An 855-nucleotide genomic window follows, 5' to 3' on the forward strand; every position below is an offset into this window, starting at 1 on the left:
TTCAGAATAACTAAAATCAGAATAATAGCCCCTTTAACTGGGCCAGGAAGAAAGCTGAGCATATATACCCCTCATAGTATTTTAGTAAAATTTTATCGAGAGACACCTACAAGTACAAGATTACAGCGTACGCATGTAAATATGGTGCTGCATTATCTATTTAATCTGGCTGTATAGTGCAAATAAGGTGGTGGCAATAGGTGGGAGGATAGTGCTCATGCTTACTGTTCTGGTTTATCGGGTGGCGCTTCAGTTGAAGTCTTCTTTTGATCAGTTTTTTTAGCTGGAAAGAAAGCATCAGTTTTATGTTTAGCTTTCGCTTTGATTTCAGGTGTGATGTATCGAGACAGCGTGGCGATTGCCGCAGCCATTACAGATATGTCATCGGTGTAGCCAAGAACGGGGGTTAAGTCAGGAATCCCGTCAATAAGGCTAATGAAGTAGCCGAGCGTTCCGAGAATAACCGTTTTTACCCATGCTGGAGTGTTTGGTTCGCGTAGGGTGTAATACAAAATTAGTGCGTGAGTAATAGCTTCCTGAGAAAGGGAGCTGAAGGCAGATTTGATTTTACTAGTTAGCTTTTTTTCGTTTATATCGTCTTTCATTTTACTCTCGACCAGGCTTTATTCGAAGCCTGGTTTTAATATCTGATCTTTGCCAGCAAGTACTAAACCAATGCTGTTTTCCTGTAGCCATAATAAAGTTAGGAGATTCCCTGGAGTCGCGCTGTCGTCAGATTTTGATATAAATCCCTTTAATGTTAAAGCTTGCCCCAACACATCAGCAAAGCTAATTTCAATCTCGTTAAAGGTAACACGGCAAGTGTCACTTTCTACCGACGCTTGAGAGTCTTGA

2 protein-coding genes are annotated in these 855 nt (G+C 41.1%); both read right to left on the reverse strand.

From position 1 onward, the window contains the following. Positions 1-221 precede the first annotated feature (221 nt). A complete protein-coding gene (locus A3766_RS28325) occupies positions 222-605 on the reverse strand; it encodes a YkvA family protein (protein ID WP_068507569.1) in 384 nt (127 codons plus the stop codon). 18 nt (positions 606-623) lie between these two features. Further along, on the reverse strand, positions 624-855 hold a 232-nt coding region (locus tag A3766_RS31765), incomplete at its 5' end, for a hypothetical protein (RefSeq protein WP_197479824.1).

This window comes from Oleiphilus sp. HI0132, from assembly GCF_001635845.1.